Source organism: Bacillus sp. AFS077874 (genome assembly GCF_002566505.1).
Taxonomy (GTDB): domain Bacteria; phylum Bacillota; class Bacilli; order Bacillales; family Bacillaceae_G; genus Gottfriedia.
In genome coordinates, this window is sequence record NZ_NUYF01000010.1 from 81,347 (window position 1) to 96,821 (window position 15,475).

Genomic DNA, 15,475 nt, shown 5'->3' on the forward strand with positions numbered 1-15,475 from the left:
ATTCAAAAGTTATTTATATTTCTCAATCTTCAGTGAGCATACTTTAAATTCTGGCATTCTCGAAATCGGATCTAAACATGGATTGGTTAATTGATTGACCGCTAATTCTTTTCCCCAATGATATGGAACAAACACCGTATCTCTTCTCGTAGCTTTTGTTAATTTCGTTTTTACAAGCATATGAGAGCGCGGTGTGATCAACTTTACAAGGTCGCCATTCTCCAATCCATATTTGCTTGCAAGCGCTGGATGCATCTCAGCGAATGGTTCTGGACATTGTTCCATAAGAAATTTGACTCTTCTTGTTTGAGCACCAGATAAATAGTGAAACACTACCCTTCCTGTCGTTAAGAACAAAGGATATTCCTTCGTTGGAGTTTCACCTGCTTCTTTCCATTCAACACATGGGAGATTAGCTTTTCCGTCCGGCGTTCCAAACTGGTTTATAAACATCGTTGGAGTTCCTGGATGGTCTTCAGAAGGACAAGGCCAAAACACTCCGTCTTCTTTATCAATTCGATCCCATGTTATTCCGTAATAATCTGCTTTCCCATCTTTAGTGGCTAAGCGAAACTCTTCAAATACTTCTTCAGCATTTATATATGGAAAATATTTACCTTTACCCATTCGTTCGGCAATTAAACTAACAATCTCCCAATCTGGCTTTGATTCACCTAAAGGGTCACGAACTTTACGGATTCGAATTACTCGCCCTTCTAGATTGGTTGTTGTTCCTTCATCCTCTGCCCATGTTGTGGCTGGTAATACTACGTCTGCAAACTCTGCTGTTTCAGATAAGAAGAAGTCACTGACAACTAAGAAATCAAGCTTCCTAAACCCGTTCCAAATATGTTCAAGATTCGGCGCAGAAACTGCGGGGTTACTACAAATAACATGCATACCACGAATAGTACCTTTTTGAATTTCATCGAACATTTCATATGCAGAAACACCAGGCTTTGGCATTTCGCTTGAATCGATTCCCCATACTTTTGATACATACTTCACCGCTTCTGGATCTGTTAGCTTCCTATATCCTGGTAAAAGATCGGCTTTTTGCCCGTGCTCTCTTCCTCCTTGACCATTTCCTTGGCCAGTAAAAGTAGCAACCCCCGAAGCAAATCTACCTATTTGTCCCCTAAGCAATGCCATTGATGTATAAAGTGAAACATTATCTACACCTTTTGACTGTTGCTCAACACCTCTTGCAAACATAACAACTGATTTTTGAGATAGTCCATATATATGAGCGGCTTTTACGATCTTCCCAACCGACACGCCTGTTATCTTTGAAGTATACTCGGGTGTAAACTTTTCAACTGTTTTCTTTAGTTCTTCAAAATTATTACATCTTTCATTTACATAATCATGATCTACATAGCCGTTTTTAATGAGTAGATGAAGCATTCCGTTCGCCAATGCAGAGTCTGTACCTGGCTTTAAATCTAAATGTACATCTGCAACACGTGCTGTTGGAGTCTCTCGCGGATCTACTACAATCAGTTTAGCTCCCTTGTCCTTCGCTCTCCACAACCATTGAATGCTCGTAGGATGACACTCGGCTGTATTTGAACCAGCGATAAAGAAACAATCCGTATGTTCTAATTCAGGCCACGGAAGGGTTGAACCTCTGTCAGTTCCGAGTGTCTTAAGGAATCCACCTGCAGCAGAGCTCATACAGAATCGACCATTGTAATCGATAAACCTTGTACCAAGACCAACTCTCGCATATTTACCGACTAAATAGCATTTTTCATTCGTCATAGATACCCCACCAAAAACAGATAAAGCGTCTCTCCCACTTTCTTTTTGGATCCGTTTAAAGTTTTCTTCTATCAGGTCTAGCGCTTCTTTCCAAGTAGCTTTAACAAATTCACCGTTTTTCTTAATAAGTGGTGTAAGAATTCGTTCATCGTGCTCAACAGTTTGGTATGCTGTTACGCCTTTTGGACACATTTTCCCTCTTGTAACTGGCCAGTCATATCTTGGCTCTACCCCAACTACCTTTCCGGATTTCTCATTCACACGTATATGCATTCCACACTGCATTCCACAATAACAACAATGGGTAGTAATTAATTTTTCTCCTGGTTTTTGAAGGTTTTTAACACCTTCTTTGACGATGTATTGGCTCATTCTTCACGATCCCCTTTTTTATATTGATTAATATCTTTTTGTACTTCCTCTGGAAAGCGATAATAGTCATCTGATCTTTTTTTACTAAAACCAGACATTTGAATTCCATTTATTGTAGATATTGGATCACTGCTTTTAAGATGAGGCTCTGAATTTAATTGCTTCATAACTCTGATTCTTCTTCGACATGGTAAACAATAGTCTGAGAGATAACTTCTATCTTCAAGTTGTAAATCAAAGCTTTGGGCAGCTAATATATCTTTTACATCGCTAATTTGATCATCAGAACTATAGAGTGTCCCACATCTTTTACATGGCCTTGTATCAACCTTAAGTTCTTGTTGATAGTTCATTGGAACTGCTGTTGCTAATGGACGGATCGGTAAATGAAATAACTTTCCGAATGGAAAATAGATAAGTAAAATAACGACTGAGACTTGGTGAATAAGTGTTAAATAATGATGCATCCACCCGTCTAAAAGTACATATGAAACAGTTAATAGAAGTCCCGTCACTGTTACAGTTAGTAGTAAATATAAAGGTAATAAATCAAATTCAGCCCGTTGTGTCACCTTCACATCTTGACTCATAATTCTTCTTACGATTGCCATGATGACACCAATAAGTACCATACTAGCTGTAATGTTTAGCCCGTTGTAAACCATTTCAGCGAAAATACCGTGTGCCGCCATTGTAATGGTATCTACCCCCATAACAACAATTGTATATGTATTTGGATCAACGAGTTCAAAGTGCATCCAACCAAATGTCAATCCAAAGGTTATTGCAAATGAACCGATGCATCCCCAAGAAATTAGAAAATGCTGTATACCTCTGTAAATACCCCTTTTAAAGATAAATTTCTGTAAGAAAATATTTTCAAATGCTGTTTTGGTGATCGATACTAGATTACGTTTTTTTCTAGTATTTTCTTTTAAATTTTTTAAACTACGCTTTATTACCTGATGTGTTGCAGGTCTGATCAGCCATGCTGACATCCTGATTGTTAAACCTACGGCAAAAATAATCGAAGAAATAAAATACCCCGTTAATGCCATATCAAAGTGTAAAAATCGGTCCGTCCCAATCCATGTTGTAAAAAGTAAAAATAAAATAATGAAAAACGAATACTTACTGCTTTTTGAGTAAAATGAGCGTTCGAGGGATTTTCTCATCTCATGTTCAACCTCCATGTGACTTTTTTAACATCGAAGTGCCTGATTAATTGATAAAATTGGGTACATGATGAATTCTTCTTCTTTGTCATAATTGTACAGAAAGACTAATTCCAAGACTGTGAAGTACATCACACAATAGACCCTTAAAATTTTAAAAGAGGTGTGAACATGTTATCAGGTAATGTAATCGCTATAACAAGTGGAAAAGGTGGGGTAGGTAAGTCAATCGTAGTGACAAATCTTGCAGTTCCCCTTGCAATACTGGCAAAAAAGTTGCTTTAATTGATTTAGATATTTATGGATTTAGCATCCCTAGAATGATGAATATTGTCATCAGTCCAAAAACTTTTAACGGAAAAATCATCTCTGTGGAGTCACACGGAGTAAAAATTATTTCTATGGGTTTTTTCATCAAAAACAATGATCCAGTTGTTTGGAGAGGCCCTATGTTAGGAAAAATGGTTGAGCATTTCAGTAAAGATGTCATTTGGGGAGAATTAGACTATTGCATTCTAGACATGCCTCCAGGGACTGGTGATATTGCGCTCGATATGCATCACATTATTCCTCAAAGTAAAGAAATTATTGTCACCACCCCTCATCAAACGGCATCAATTGTCGCCGAGAGAGCAGGTACGATGGCCCAAAAAGCAAATCATGAAATTCTTGGAGTGGTTGAAAATATGTCTTACTTCCAACCTAACGAAGGATCCGAGAAGTACTACATATTCGGAAAAGGAGGTGGCGATTTATTAGCCGATCGATTAGGAACCGAAGTACTTGCCAAACTTCCGATCGAGGAAGTTGTTGAGAATTCACCTACTCCGTCCATATACGATGAGAATACTAGATTATTTCTTCATTATGAAGAGTTAGCTACAACTATTAATCTGAAATTTAACGCATAAAATGATGTTATAAGGGATTGAACTATACTAAAAAAGCGACTTCAATTAGCAGAAGTCGCTTTTGTATGTTGAACCTTTGAATGATAAATGAACTAAATCTACAAAAACAGCAAGCTAGTTACCACTAAGAATATGACAGAATTGATAATCTCAATGATCCCTAATTGCATAATAGTAAGTTTTTTATTGTACAAGGAAATTGCTCTTATCAAACTAGGAGCAAACGGGAGAATCCAAAGCCAAGATTCTTTTAAAGTAAAAATAAATAATAGAACGATAAAATGGTATCCCCACGAATACCAACGAAATCTCTTATTCTTTTTTTCTCGAATCATTGATTTTACAAAGAATGTGCTTCCTAAAAAGAATAAAAATACGAAGAGTGCTACACTCAAGCCTTCGCTTGTAAGTGCCCCCTTTCCTATATAAAAACTAGCCAATCCACCTATACAAAAAACACCAATTGCAACCATGTCATTCGTAAAGGCTCGTTCGTTTTTTCTCTTAACGAAGTATATGTTTAATAAAAAGAATGGAATCATCGCTAAACCGAAGTATATCAATCTCCACTCAACAAACATCACGAGTCCTAAAAATACGAATGAAATGAAAAAATAGCCTACCGCCCAATTAAAATGGAATGACACTTGTTTCCCTTTGATCACCATCATTAAAGGATAGGTTGCAAGGTATAGAAAAAACCAACCTATAAATAAAGGGATATGAATTAAACGAAATGAACTTGCGACAACTCCAAGTAGATAAGGAATTAAAAGCATTGCCCAAGCACCGTGTTGGTTTGGAACTACTAATTTCACAATATAGCACCCACTTTCCTTATTATTCCTACATCATACTGAAACAATAATGGGTTATCTGTGATTTAGTTCACTATTTTTTTATGTTTAAGAATTTCATAAAGCTCTATTTACTTTAATGGCCTCTAAACTATAAAGCGATTCCCAACAAGCAAAAAGCCCCTTAAAAAAGGGACTTTTTTTATTCATCCTTTGCAACTCCACCAACGGACCAATTTTCTTTTTCGAATTCGTTTATTAAAATTCTTACCTGTGCTGGCTGAACGTCCAATGTACGACAAACAACTTCATTTATTTCTCTCATTAATTGTTTTTTTAATTCTGTACTTCTACCTTCAATCAATTGAATTTGAATGATTGGCATAGTTTATTACCTCGTTACTTTTAGATTCATTGTCTCGATTCCATCAAAACGCGCTTCTACAACATCGCCCTCTTCAACGTGGATCGCTTCTGTAATACCGCCCGTTAAGATAATCATCCCTGGCTCAATTTGTTCGCCGTTTTTACTTAGCATCTGCACTAACTTTACGACTGATTCTACAGGATGATCTAGTACATCAGAACTTACTCCACTTTGCACTTTAACCCCATTTTTATATAATTCAACATTAATTTCATCCCAAGATGTATATGTAGGTGAATAGTGTTGTTTACCAATGATAAATTTTGATGAAGATGCATTATCTGCTACGACATCTGTCAGTGTAAATGAGAAATTTTTATATCGACTGTCGATTACCTCTAATGCAGGTACAATATACTCAGTTGCTTCCCATACATCTTTTGCTGTTACATCATGTCCAAATAATGGCTTGTTAATCATAAATGCGATTTCTGGCTCAACCCTAGGATGAATTGAACCTTCCATCTTTAATTTATTTTCTTCTAATTCCATCGATTTTGTTAAGCGTCCATAAATCGGCTCATCAACATTAACAGATTTTTGTTTAGCAATACTTGTTAATCCCATTTTCCAACCAATTAATGGATCACCATTTTTAATCGCATGATCAATACTTAATTTTTGAATTTCGTAAGCATTATTCACGTTTAATTCTGGATGTTCAATCGTAATTTTATCCATCTCTAGACCGTTTTTTTGGTGCATATATATTTTATTCGCGATTTCAGTAATCATTTTTCTTCGTCTCCTCTCAAAAAACAGACAATTTTTTATTTGCTAACATACAAGCAACTTCTTGAATCATATCCTCTTGCCCACCGACTACTTTTTGTTTTCCTAATTCAATTAAGATATCTCTTGCATCAACATTCCATTTTTTAGCTGCTCGATTGGCATGTAATAGAAAACTAGAATACACTCCTGCATAACCTAAAATTAGACTACCTTTAGTAATCTCTTGTGGTGTTTGGAGAATTGGTGCAACAATCTCCTCTGCTAAGTCCATCATTTTATAGAAATCAATTCCTGTCTTGATTCCTAATCGCTCTAATACACCAATTAACACTTCAGTTTGTGTATTTCCCGCACCTGCACCTAAGCAGCGTACACTTCCATCAATTCTAGTAGCTCCTTCTTCAATCGCTACTAGTGTATTTGCCATCGCTAAAGAAAGATTATTATGTGCATGGAATCCAACTTCAATATCAAGAGACCCTCGTAAAGCAGCAATACGTCCTTTTACTTCATGTGGAAGAAACGCTCCTGCAGAGTCAACCATATAGACGACATCCGCACCATAACTTTCCATCAATTTGGCTTGTTCAACTAATTTTTCAACTGGTGCCATATGGGACATCATTAAAAATCCAACAGTTTCTAATCCAAGCTCTTTTGACATAGAAATATGTTGTTTCGAAACATCAGCTTCAGTAACATGGGTAGCTATACGAGCCATTTTTGCTCCAATTTTTGCTGCCGTTTTTAATTCCTTTACTGTTCCAATACCAGGTAATAGTAAGACAGCAATCTTTGAATGATTACATGAATTGACCGCTGCTTCGATCAATTCAAATTCATTCGTTGTTGATAAACCATATTGTAATGAAGAACCACCTAAACCATCTCCATGTGATACTTCAATAAAAGGCATTTTTGCATCATCAAGAGCCTTCGTAATTCGAACGACTTGATCTACTGTATACGAATGAGCAATTGCATGACTTCCATCTCGAAGTGCTACTTCAGTTATAATGACTTCTTTTCCAAACATTGCACTCCCTCACTTTCTTTAGGCACTTTTTCAAACCGTTTTTACCACTTCATATTGTGCAATCTCTTCTGCTACTTTTACTGCTGATGCAGTCATAATATCTAAGTTTCCTGCATAGCTAGGTAAGTAGTCCCCTGATCCTTGAACTTCTAAATAAACAGTTACAGTTGAACCATCTATAATTGGATCCATTCTTAAACGGTATCCTGGTACATAAGCTTGAACCTTTTTCACCATTTGCTTAACGGAATGAATCATGCTTTCATGGTTAAAATCTTCATTCGTAACTTTGCAATAAACTGTATCTCTCATCATAATTGGTGGTTCTGCCGGATTTAAAATAATGATCGCTTTTCCTTTTTTAGCTCCACCAATTTCTTCAAGTCCTCGAGCCGTTGTTACAGTAAACTCATCGATATTTGCTCGTGTACCAGGTCCGGCACTTCTTGAGCTAATTGTAGCAACGATTTCTGCGTACTCAACCTCTGCAATTTGACCTACCGCATGAACGATTGGAATCGTTGCTTGGCCACCACATGTTATTAAATTGACATTACTTTCGACTATATGTGAACCTAAATTTACAGGTGGTACGACAAATGGTCCAATTGCGGCTGGCGTTAAATCAATCACGCGCTTCTTTAATTCACCAAGTACTTTTGCATGATGAAAATGAGCTTTTGCGGAAGTTGCATCAAACAATAAATCAGCCAGTTCTTTTCGTTCAATGAATCCTTGAATTCCATTATCGATTACTTCAATTCCTAATTCTTTTGCACGATTTAACCCGTCAGATTCTGGATCAATTCCGATCATCGTTGTTAATTCTAGAAATGGATTATTCTGTAATTTCATCATTAAATCTGTTCCAATATTTCCCGAACCAATGATTCCGACTTTTAACTTATTCATAATTACCACCTCATTTATTTAAATGAAATCGAGACGTCACCTAATAATGGAAACTTCGCAGTAAATAAGTCCCCAGCATTTACATTAATTGCAGCTGATAAAGCTCCTGATAAAATAATTTCTCCTGCATTTAGAGCGATTCCAAATTCACTTAATTTATTGGCTAACCATGCTACACAATGGATTGGGTTTCCTAACACTGCCTCTCCCTTACCTGAATTCATCAATTCTTCGTTACGATATAATTCCATCGTAACATTCGGTAAGTCAACTTCCTTTACATCGAAACGCTCATTGCCAAGAACAAATAAGCATGATGATGCGTTATCGGCAACTGTATCCTCTAATCGAATTTTCCAATTTTCGATTCTACTATCAACTACCTCTATTGCAGGCACAATATAATCTGTTGCATTCACTACATCCTCAAATGTAATATTTGGACCGATTAAATCCTTTTTTAAGACAAATGCAATTTCAGCTTCTACTTTTGGTAAAATCATATTTGCAACTTGTACTTCACCGAAATTAGGAATATTCATATCTGTTAGTAAGTGACCGTAATCTGGTTCATCTACCCCTAATAACTCCTGCATAGCAATCGAAGTTAATCCAATTTTTTTACCGATAATTTTTTGCCCTTTTTTCAATTTTTCTTCGATATTTGTTAATTGAATTTGATAGGCTTCCCTTTCAGTTAATCCAGGAAAAATCTCAGTTAAAGCTTTTATACTAACTCCACTGTCTTCTGCTTCTTGCAGCAGAATTGTTAACTCGTCTACACTAGTAATCTTCACTTTCTTTGGCCCCCTTTTGTATTCTTATAATTTAATCGTGATATTCGATAATTCACTATAAAACTCAAAGCTATGAATTCCACCTTCACGACCTAAACCGCTTTGCTTCATACCTCCAAATGGTGTACGTAAATCTCTTAAATACCAAGTGTTTACCCAAATAATTCCAGCCTCAATTTGATGAGCAACACGATGAGCTCTGCGTAAATCATTTGTCCAAATTGTAGCTCCTAAACCATAATGAGTATCATTTGCCCATTCAATCACTTCTTCTTCTGAATCAAAAGGCATAACTGTTACGACTGGTCCAAATATTTCTTCTCTTACACATCTAGAATCACGGTTTAATCCTGTAATGATTGTCGGTGAGATAAAGCATCCTTTTTCAATTGATGCTGGTCTACTGCCACCCGTTAAAATAGTTCCGCCTTCTTCTTTTGCAATCTCGATATAAGATAATACTTTTTCGTAATGTTCTTTACTAATGACCGCACCTACTTTTGTGCCTTCTTCAAACGGATCGCCAATTTTTAATTCCTTTGTTTTTGCGACAAATTTATCAATAAATTCATCAAAGATTGATCTCTGAACATAAATTCTAGATCCACATAAACAAACTTCTCCCTGATTCATAAAAGATGATTTTAAAGTTGTTTCAATCACTTCGTCTAAATCAGAATCAGCAAAGATAATGTTTGGATTTTTTCCACCAAGCTCAAACGATAATTTTTTTAACGTTGGAGCTGCCGCCTTCATAATTGAAGAACCTGTTTTTGTTTCACCAGTAAATGTGATGGCATCAACATCTCTGTGCTCTGTTAAAGCTGAACCTGCCGCATTTGCTCCAAATCCGTGAACAACATTCACAACTCCGTCTGGTACGCCTGCATCTTTACAAATTTCAGCTAAAACTGTAGCTGTCATTGGTGTCCATTCTGCTGGCTTCATAACTGCTGTATTGCCAGCCGCTAAACAAGGTGCAAGCTTCCATGTTAATAGTAATAAAGGGAGATTCCATGGGTTAATCATTCCGACTACACCTACAGGCCTACGATATGTATAATGTAAGGCAGTTTGATCTTGCATATGAGACTCAGAGCTTAACGTTGTAATATAATCAGCAAAAAAATAAAAATTGTGAGCCGATCGAGTAATATCAACTTCTAAAGCAAGATCATATGGCTTTCCAGTATCCATTGCCTCTAACGCCGCTAATTCTTCTTTTCGAGCTAATATTCCATCGCCGATTTTTCTTAATACTGCCGCTCTTTGATTGCTAGTAAATTGTTTCCACTCACCTTTTAACGCTCGTTTTGCTGCTTTTACTGCTAGATCAATTTCTAACTCGCCACCTTCAGAAACAGAACCTAATACTTCTTCAGTCGCAGGATTAATATTTAAAAATGTTTTTTGATTAAAAGAAGGAATATATTGTCCATCAATAAAATGCTTACAATCAATCGGTAATGTTTTATTTTTCTTCTCTGTAACTTGCATAATAGGCACCTACCATTCTAATAGAATAAAAGGTGACACGAGTGTCACCAAATTTTTCAATCCTCTATTTCTACAACCATTTCAATTTCGATCGCTGTATTATGTGGAAGCTGTGCCATCCCAACAGCTGACCTAGCATGTTTTCCTCTTTCACCAAACACTTCTACTAAAAGGTCAGAAGCTCCGTTCATCACTTTCGGATGATCGTAGAAATCTTCTGTACTATTTACGAAACCTAATATTTTTACAATTCGTTTTACTTTTGAAAGTTCACCTAATTCGTACTTTAATACACTAATTAAATTTAACATTGACTCCCTGGAGGCAGCATATCCTTCCTCTAGCGTCAACTCTCGTCCAACTTTGCCATGGTATTCATCTACACCTTGACCAGATGTAAATAGTAGATTACCTGTACGAACAGACTTTACATAATTACCTGATGCCGGTCTTATTGGTTTAAGTGTATAACCTAAACTTATTAATCTATCTTCTGGAGTCAATACTTTGTTTTCCATGAACTAAATCTGCCTCCTTAATATTTAAAAATTTCAGGGCATTTTTTCCTAAAATCGCTTCTTTCATTTCTTTATTAATATCCATTTGATTAATCACTCTTCCAGGTGGCGTTTCTCTCAATAAGAAAGGATAATCCGAGCCCATCACAATTTTGTCATAGCCAAATCGGTTAATTAAAAATTGAATATTAATAGGATCATAGTGAAGAGAATCAAAATAGAAATTACTTACATAATGACTTGGTGGATAGGCAGTTTTGCGCAAATGAGGCCATACCTTCCATCCTTGATCTAATCTAGGTAGAATAAATGGGAATGAACCTCCGCCATGTGCAAAACAAATCTTTAATTTCGGATATTTTTCAATCACTCCACCAAATGTTAAGCTAGCAGCAGCTAAAGCTGTTTCACTCGGCATTCCAACCGTGTACATAAAATTATGATCGGGAGTACGATCCTTCGCTAATGTTTCCCATGGATGAATAAACAATGGTACATTCCATTTTTCAGCCATTTCAAAAAATGGACTAAACTCATCACTGTCTAGATTTGTTCCATTTACATTTGTACCAATTTCTAGTCCACTTAATCCAAGTGTATGAATACAGCGATCCATTTCCCTAATAGCTATTTCAGCGTTCTGCATTGGTACTGTCCCTAATCCAATAAACTTTGAAGGATTCTTTTTAACTGTATCTGCAATGAAATCATTTTGAATTTGAGCCATTTCCAATGCTGCTGGAGCTGGTGCCCAATACGAAAAGGTAACTGGAATTGGCGACAGCACTTGCATTGTTACATCTTCATTATTCATGTCCTCAATTCTTTTTTCAGGACTCCAAACTTGATCAGTTACTTCTCTAAATACTTTTCCAGCAACCATAATATTGGCACCACATGAACATGTCGGTTGTAAAATTGGCCATCTTTCATGACCGTATTTTTCAAAAAAATTCGGTAAATCCTCAGGAATGATGTGTGTATGAAAGTCTATACGCATACCCATTCATCCGCTTCCTCTTTCATGACATGACCACAGTTTTTACATGTTCTTAATTCAAGGCTAGCATTAAATTGCTCAATCGCTTCTTTTACTTGCGTACCAATATCCGTTAATTGAACAGTCGTTTTATGCATCTCTTCATTACACTCATCACAGAACCAAACAAAGCTTTCTAATTCACCTTCTGCTCTTTTTCGTTCAAGCACAATCCCATATGAATCTTTTACTCTATGAGGTGAATGTGGAACAAAAGAAGGAAGCATAAAAATTTCACCTTCTCCAACTGTTACAACTTCACGCTTACCATCCGGTGTAATACACTCAACATAGCAATTGCCTTTAATTTGATAAAAAAATTCATCTGCAGGATCGATATGGAAGTCTCTACGTTTATTTGGTCCTCCAATAATCATTGCAGCATACTCTGAATCTTCCCAAATAACTTTATTATTAACTGGTGGTTTTAATAGCTCTTTATTATCCTCAATCAATTTGAAAATATTAAAAACTCGACTTTTAAGATTCATCTCTAATCCTCCAATTAATTCATTTTAATTTGAACTTAAGTAAGCGCTATCATTACGCATTAATATAACCAAGCTGATTTGAGACTGTTTTAGCAGTTTTCACAACATCTTGAATCATTCGACCTATGTCTTGGCTCATCATATACGAAACTGGTCCAACCATATTTAATGCTGCAAAAGTTTGACCTGTATATGTTTGAATTGGAGCTGCAATTCCGAATAATCCTAAATCATTTTCATTGTTGCTTATGCTATAGCCATTCTCTTTAATCGCAGTCATTTCTTTTTTTAATGCATCAATAGTCGTAATTGTATTTGTTGTATAAGCTTTAAAGCCTTTTTCAATCGTTGTTTTTAAGTATGCTGGATTATATGATAGTAGAATTTTACCGGTACTCGTACAATATGCAGGCCGTTTAGCTCCTATAAATGTTGGTACAGGTATCGAATGTTTAGAGGAAACTTTTAAGACAAATCTTACGTCCCCTTTATCAAACATTCCGATATGAACCGTACTATCATAATTTTTTAGCAGATTTTCTACTAACGGAATGGCTTCACGATATATGTCTTGTTGATACATAACGTGATTACTCCATTCAAGCAACTTCCAACCAAGTCGATACTTTTTCTTACTATCCTGAATTAAAATCCCTTCAGCACAAAGAGTTCGAACTAAATGATGGACCGAGCTTGCATTCATATTTAACTTTTCAGCTATTTCTAAATTTCCTAGGACTGGTTCTTCTTCTGTAAAGCAATCTAATATTCTAGAAATCTTTTGAACTGAAGAGATCATTAGATCCCCTCCTCTTTGATGCTAAAAAATTTCATAAAATCCCTGCTTTCTAAAATTAATCAGTTAACTTTAGAATTCGCTAGATTAGTCGATACTCCTTTTAAGTTTTTTGCTCCGTTTAATGCATCGTCCACCATACTAAACGTTTTCTTACGTTTCATTTGGTTATAGTAAATTGCTCTTTTTCGAATTGGATCACCAGTATAATATCTTTCATATTGAAGTGCTCTTTGTCCAAAAGCTTCTCCACATAAATCCCATGCAAGTTTGAATAATTGAACTCGGTCTAATGAGGATACGCCTTCACGTCCAACATAGTATTTATCCATAGCATCTCTTAGTTCAGGATGTTCAAAGTCTGCTTCTGTTGGTGACATTAATAAGCCACCTGCACCAATTGTTTGAATCACTTCAATTGCTCTTGGGTACATAGTTGGAAGCAAGCCACGAATCGTCTCAAGTGGTTCCCATGCCGGTCTTACTTCGCCTGAAGGTAATGTTTCATACTCTATTTCGGAAACTCGAAGTAAAGCACGAATTGTTTCAACTGATTGTAGTAGTTCACCTAAGTCATTTTGGACATTTAAATAAACATCTACTCCAATTGAATCAGCTAACCTGCATGCTACCTCTACTGCAAAAGCTAATTTTACATAGCCTCTTACGCCAGACTGGTGAGCAGGCTGTTGTGCAATACCTGTTTTTGGGTATAGATTATTTGCAGCTTCAACATTATTATGAATAAATACACGATTCCAAGGAATTAACACATCCTCAAATACAAGAACAGCATCCATTTCTTCGAATCTAGATGCTAATGGATGATCAAAAAATGATCTTTTACCATCTTGCATCTGCTCTCTACATAAAATTTTTAATCCTGGCGTGTCAATCGGAAGTGCAAATGCTAAAGCATATCGCTCATCACCTTCGTGGAATCCAGGGAATGAATAAATAATGACTTCATCTGTAATTGGTGCTAATGTTGCAAGCATTTTAGCCCCTCTAACGACTAATCCATCAACCGTTTCTTCAACAGCACCTAAATGAGTAAATAAGTCTTTTTGTTCATAAGATGGCTTGCTGCGATCATTTTGTGGGTTAATAATTGCATGCGTTAAGAAGATGTCGTTATCACGAACAAATTTGAAATAATTTTGGACATTTTTTGACCACTCTGGATTATATTTATCTAAAAACCATGAATTACTTGCCATTGAAGTTAAAACAATGTTCAAGAAATCTGGTGTTCTTCCCATTAAACCAAATGTTGACTTAGCATATGCTTCGAACAAATCTCCACGTTTTTTAATATCTTCAGATGACTTAGGCACTAAAAATGCATTAGAAATTCGCTCACCAGTTTCTTCACTAATATGTGTGATTTTGTCTTGATAAGCTGGATCGAACTGCATATCATATAATTTTGCAATCTCTAGAATTGGTTGTTTGAAAACTGGATGGTTTACGATATCCTCTACCTTTTCTCCACCTAGCCATACCTCTGGCTTTCTAGATTTTAGTCCATCAATATATTGCGCTCCTGTACGAATACCCATTTAATAATTCCTCCACTCCGATATGTAATTTTTTTAACATTTGTTTTTTAAATCGAATTCGGAAATTTTTTTAAGCGCTTTCAAAAAGTTCAATTTCACTATCTTAAATTATTTACACCACCTACTACCTTTTGTTTAACTTAATTTCACTATAAAAAATTATAAAATTTTGAACAATCAAAAAATTTCACAATGTGAAATTTATTATAAAAAAATGATTAAATTAATTTTTTACACGTGCAAAAAAATAAGACGCTCATTTAGCGTCTTATTTAAAGTCCTTCCAAGAGATATTACTCTCGTTAAGTAACTCTTCGAATGATTTATTTTTCTCACGTAATCTCTTTTCTTCACGAATACGTGCTTCTTCTTCCTCTTTTAGCTTTGTTTCATTTTCTTGCAATTGTTTTTTTGTATTTTTTAATTTTTGAAGAATTTCTTCATTCATTAATGATCCTAATGATATTTTTTCTTTCTGTTCGTACGCCGGTTTTACAGGCTGCTGCGGTTTTCTTTTTTTCATTTTATATCACCTTCCATTTCCATTATTTTATCATTAATTTATAGTAGGAAGAGAAGTATTTCATCTTTGCTTATTATATTATAAAACTACTATTTCTCTTTTTTCAAATACTAAAACTCAGTT

Annotated in this window: 15 protein-coding genes and 1 pseudogene; 1 reads left to right on the plus strand and 15 read right to left on the minus strand. The window is 35.7% G+C overall.

Going from position 1 to position 15,475, the window contains the following annotated elements:
* Positions 1-9 precede the first annotated feature (9 nt).
* Both fdhF and COJ46_RS11625 read right to left on the minus strand, forming a co-directional pair.
* The gene (fdhF, locus tag COJ46_RS11620) at positions 10-2,136 is read right to left on the minus strand and encodes a formate dehydrogenase subunit alpha (RefSeq protein WP_098565949.1); all 2,127 of its coding nucleotides are present in this window, start codon (positions 2,134-2,136) and stop codon (positions 10-12) included.
* Positions 2,133-3,311: an MFS transporter gene (locus COJ46_RS11625; protein WP_176527941.1), complete on the minus strand. Its 1,179-nt coding sequence runs from the start codon at positions 3,309-3,311 to the stop codon at positions 2,133-2,135. Before COJ46_RS11625 ends, fdhF begins: the two co-directional genes overlap by 4 nt.
* Positions 3,312-3,482: 171 nt before the next feature.
* Between COJ46_RS11625 and COJ46_RS11630 the strand changes: the two are divergent.
* Positions 3,483-4,222 (plus strand): annotated as a pseudogene (locus COJ46_RS11630) (Mrp/NBP35 family ATP-binding protein).
* A 98-nt stretch (positions 4,223-4,320) separates the two neighbouring features.
* On the opposite strand, the gene COJ46_RS11635 reads toward COJ46_RS11630, so the two are convergent.
* The 13 genes from COJ46_RS11635 to COJ46_RS11695 all read right to left on the minus strand — a co-directional run bounded on the left by COJ46_RS11635 (position 4,321) and on the right by COJ46_RS11695 (position 15,352).
* On the minus strand, positions 4,321-5,040 hold the full coding sequence (locus COJ46_RS11635; RefSeq protein ID WP_098565950.1) for a YwiC-like family protein: 720 nt from the start codon (positions 5,038-5,040) through the stop codon (positions 4,321-4,323).
* 181 nt (positions 5,041-5,221) lie between these two features.
* On the minus strand, positions 5,222-5,404 hold the full coding sequence (locus COJ46_RS11640) for a tautomerase family protein (RefSeq protein WP_097974712.1): 183 nt from the start codon (positions 5,402-5,404) through the stop codon (positions 5,222-5,224).
* Positions 5,405-5,410: 6 nt separating this feature from the next.
* Entirely contained in the window at positions 5,411-6,181 is a 771-nt protein-coding gene (locus COJ46_RS11645) for a 2-keto-4-pentenoate hydratase (protein ID WP_098565951.1), read from the minus strand.
* Between the two features lie 16 nt (positions 6,182-6,197).
* Entirely contained in the window at positions 6,198-7,217 is a 1,020-nt protein-coding gene (gene dmpG / locus COJ46_RS11650) for a 4-hydroxy-2-oxovalerate aldolase (RefSeq protein ID WP_097974709.1), read from the minus strand.
* 30 nt (positions 7,218-7,247) lie between these two features.
* Positions 7,248-8,129 carry an acetaldehyde dehydrogenase (acetylating) gene (locus COJ46_RS11655; RefSeq protein WP_097974707.1) on the minus strand — a complete coding sequence of 294 codons (882 nt, stop codon included), beginning with the start codon at positions 8,127-8,129 and terminating at the stop codon, positions 7,248-7,250.
* 14 nt (positions 8,130-8,143) lie between these two features.
* Positions 8,144-8,920 carry a 2-keto-4-pentenoate hydratase gene (locus COJ46_RS11660; RefSeq protein WP_420488138.1) on the minus strand — a complete coding sequence of 259 codons (777 nt, stop codon included), beginning with the start codon at positions 8,918-8,920 and terminating at the stop codon, positions 8,144-8,146.
* 30 nt (positions 8,921-8,950) lie between these two features.
* Complete coding sequence (locus COJ46_RS11665; RefSeq protein WP_097974703.1) at positions 8,951-10,423, minus strand: aldehyde dehydrogenase; 1,473 nt, start codon at positions 10,421-10,423, stop codon at positions 8,951-8,953.
* A gap of 56 nt (positions 10,424-10,479) precedes the next feature.
* Positions 10,480-10,941: a RidA family protein gene (locus COJ46_RS11670; RefSeq protein ID WP_097974701.1), complete on the minus strand. Its 462-nt coding sequence runs from the start codon at positions 10,939-10,941 to the stop codon at positions 10,480-10,482.
* The gene (locus COJ46_RS11675; RefSeq protein ID WP_176522475.1) at positions 10,910-11,947 is read right to left on the minus strand and encodes an amidohydrolase family protein; all 1,038 of its coding nucleotides are present in this window, start codon (positions 11,945-11,947) and stop codon (positions 10,910-10,912) included. Before COJ46_RS11675 ends, COJ46_RS11670 begins: the two co-directional genes overlap by 32 nt.
* Complete coding sequence (locus tag COJ46_RS11680; RefSeq protein WP_056475668.1) at positions 11,932-12,471, minus strand: 3-hydroxyanthranilate 3,4-dioxygenase; 540 nt, start codon at positions 12,469-12,471, stop codon at positions 11,932-11,934. The genes COJ46_RS11675 and COJ46_RS11680 overlap by 16 nt, the downstream gene beginning before the upstream one ends.
* Positions 12,472-12,523: 52 nt before the next feature.
* Positions 12,524-13,270, minus strand: a complete 747-nt coding sequence (locus tag COJ46_RS11685; protein ID WP_097974700.1) for an IclR family transcriptional regulator — start codon at positions 13,268-13,270, stop codon at positions 12,524-12,526.
* Between the two features lie 59 nt (positions 13,271-13,329).
* Positions 13,330-14,829 (minus strand): 4-hydroxyphenylacetate 3-hydroxylase family protein, encoded by a 1,500-nt coding sequence (locus COJ46_RS11690; protein WP_097974698.1) that lies wholly within the window; start codon positions 14,827-14,829, stop codon positions 13,330-13,332.
* 268 nt (positions 14,830-15,097) lie between these two features.
* Complete coding sequence (locus COJ46_RS11695; protein WP_056475570.1) at positions 15,098-15,352, minus strand: YqkE family protein; 255 nt, start codon at positions 15,350-15,352, stop codon at positions 15,098-15,100.
* Positions 15,353-15,475 lie beyond the last annotated feature (123 nt).